The 3,026-nt window shown below is 76.2% G+C and carries 1 protein-coding gene; it reads left to right on the top strand.

The features are described from left to right. Window positions 1–308: 308 nt before the first annotated feature. A partial coding sequence (locus tag WH07_RS29950; RefSeq protein WP_232789111.1) for a PAS domain-containing protein occupies window positions 309–3,026 on the top strand: 2,718 nt, incomplete at its 3' end.

Here is a 3,026-nt window from a genome sequence, read left to right as displayed (position 1 = left end):
CCCCGCAGACACGCGGCCCCGACACAGCGCCCCGCGACACGCCCCGTACAGCCGCCTCGGCACCCGTCCCGTACCGCCGCCCCGGGCCCGGCCCGGACACGCCCCGTCAGGGAAATCCCGAGAGATCCCGGGAGTCCCGAGCCCATTCCGGGGCCATTCGCACAGAACCCTCATGAGGGCTCCGGCTCATCCGCCGCCGCGGTCACCTCCCCAGCCCTTAGACTCCCTCCAGTGACATGCCAGGACCCGAGAGGCAAGATGGGTGCGGCCGTCCGCAAGGTGCTGTGGGCCAGGGAGGAAGCGTCGTCGTGAGCAGCAGGCCATCCCGAGGCGCTGCTCGCCTCGCGGCGATACTCGACGCACTCCCCGACGGCTTGGTGCTCGTCAACGCCAACGGCACGGTCGTCAACGCCAACACCATCGCGCTGGAGATGTTCGAGACCCCCGGCACCGCGCTCGTCGGGCGCGGGCTGCTCGATCTGCTGCCCCAGTTCGACTCCAAGCTGATCCCCGGCTCGATGCGCCGCCCCGACAGCGCCGACGCGCGCGGCCGTACGAAACCGACGCGCATGGTCGCGCGGCGCACGGACGGCGGCGAGTTCCCGGCCGAGGTCACCAGCGCGAGCCTGGAGGACGGCAGGGACGCGTACAACGACTCGCACAGCTACACCGGCGACGAGCTGCTGATGCTGGTCGTACGGGATCTGTCCGGCACCGTCGACACCGAGGCCGAGCTGGCCCGCTCGCAGCGCCAGACCGAGATGATCCTGCGGGCCGCGTCCGAGGGCGTGGTCGGTACGGACACCGAGGGCCGGGTCGTCCTCGTCAACCCCGCCGCCGCGCAGATCCTGGGCTTCCGCGCCAGCGACCTCGGCGGCCATCAGCTCCACCCGCTGATCCTGCACTCGCGTGCGGACGGCGAGCCGTTCCCGTACGAGGACTCGCCGCTCGCCGACACGCTCAGGTCGGGCCGCAAGCACCGGGTGCGCGGGCAGGTGCTGTGGGCGAAGAACGGCAAGCAGGTGCCGGTCGATCTGACGACCGCGCCGGTACGGGACGGTGACCAGCTCGTCGGCGCCGTGATGACCTTCACCGACCGCCGCCCGTACAACGACCTCGCCGACCAGCACGCGGCCGAGCTGGCGGAGGCCGCCGAGCGCCACACCGCCGAGCTGACCGCGACGACCGAACGCCTCACCGGCGAGCTGACCGGTACGCGGGACCGGCTCACCGCCGAGCTGGCGGAGGCGGCCGAGCGGCACGCGGCCGAGCTGGCGGACCGCAGCGACCGGTACGCGGCCGAGATCGAGGAGCTGACGGAGCGGTACGGGGAGCTGGCCGGCCGGCACTCCCAGCTCACCGCCGTCCTCGGCGAATCCCTGCGCGGCCCGCTGGAGGAGCTGCGCGGCGAGCTGGGCACGCTCGCCGCCGACCCCGCAGGCCAGCTCTGGCCCGAGGCGAACCAGATCCTGCACCATCTCGCCGCCGGATATGCCCGGATGACGACGCTTGTCGACAATGTCCTCGGCTATCAGCGGCTGGACGCCGGTACGGAACAGCTCACCAAGACGAACGCCCTGCTCGACGCGGTGGTCGCGGCCGGGGTGGAGGGCGCGATCGAGCTGATCGGGCCGGGCCGGGCGCAGTTCGCGGTGCACGCCCCGCCGATCGAGGCGGAGGTGGACGGGGCGCGGCTGGCGACGGCGCTGGCGCACCTGGTCGCGGATGTGGCCGGGGTCGACTCGACCGGCCGGGCGCGGCTGGTGCCTGGCGGCGGATATGTCGACTCGACGATCGTGGTGGCCGCGGCGCAGCGCGGTGATGTCGTACGGATCGAGGTGCGCGGGCCGTTCGCGGGCGGCGATCCGGTGCATGAACCGATCGTGCGAGGAATCGTACGAGCACACGGTGGCGTGTTGCAGACGCACGAGATGCCGGGCCTGGGCGGCAGCGCCTATGTGCTGGAGCTGCCGTTGGGCGAGGGCGCGGGTACGGTGCCGCCGCCCGCCGCGGCACCGGCGGAGGCCCAGCCCGCGCTGCCCGCGCAGCAGGGACCCGGGACGTCGGGCGGCGGCAGGCGGCGCGCGCGGCGGGCGTCGACGGACGCGTTCCTGGACGGGCCGGGCGAGGAGGTCGCCGGGGAACCGACGGGACGGCGCCGGGCGCGGGCGGCCGAGACGGGCGCGGCCCCGGCGGAATCCGGTACGTCGGGCGGGTCCGGCGCGCCGGGCGCTCCCGGGAGCGAGGGACAGCGCGAGCCGGCCGCGGCCCAGGACACGACCGGGGGCGGTGGCGGTACCGGCGGTGGTACGGGGCGCCGGCGCGGGCGGCCGAGTCCCGCGGAGGAGACCGGGGGCGGGGCGCCGGGAGCCGGTTCCGCCGTCGCTCTGCCTGCCGCCGCGCCTTCCGAAGGATCGGTCGTGACGGCCGCCGAGGGCGCGCGTCCGACCGGGCGGCCGGCGCTCGGCCAGGCCGTACCGCCGCAGGGTGTGCCGGTGGACGCGGCGGCGGCCGGTACGGGGCGCCGGGCGCGGCACGGCGGACAGCGGGCGCTTCCGGCACTGCCCGCCGGGCCTGCCGCAGCGGCACCGGCACCGGCGGCAGCACCCGTGCCCCAGCAGCCCTCGGTGGTGCCCGCGCCCCTGGCGGCCGGGCCCGGGGCGGCCGCGGCACCTGTCGTACCACCGTCGCCCACGCCGGTCGCACCGCAGGTCCCGGCGCCGATGCCGGCCCCGGTGCCCGGCCCCGTACCGAACCAGCCTTCCGCGTCGGCGCCGACGCCCGCGCCCGTATCCGCCACGGCTCCCGCGCCGCTGCCGCCCGCGCAGCCGCTGCCGGGGCAGCCGATCCCCGCACAGCAACTCCCGGAACAGCAGCTCCCAGGACAGCCGCTGCCCGGACAGCCGGTTCCCGCCGGGGCGCAGGCGCCCGGGCGGCGTGCCCGGCGGGCGCTGGCCCCCGCGCAGGAACGGCATGCCGGGTCCGCGCCGACGGCCGAAGCCGACGGAGCCCGCAGCGCGTTCGCC

The organism is Streptomyces odonnellii, from assembly GCF_000981895.1.
GTDB lineage: Bacteria > Actinomycetota > Actinomycetes > Streptomycetales > Streptomycetaceae > Streptomyces > Streptomyces odonnellii.
The sequence above is the reverse complement of the archived record's forward strand: the minus strand, read 5'-3'. Positions and strand labels throughout refer to the sequence as shown.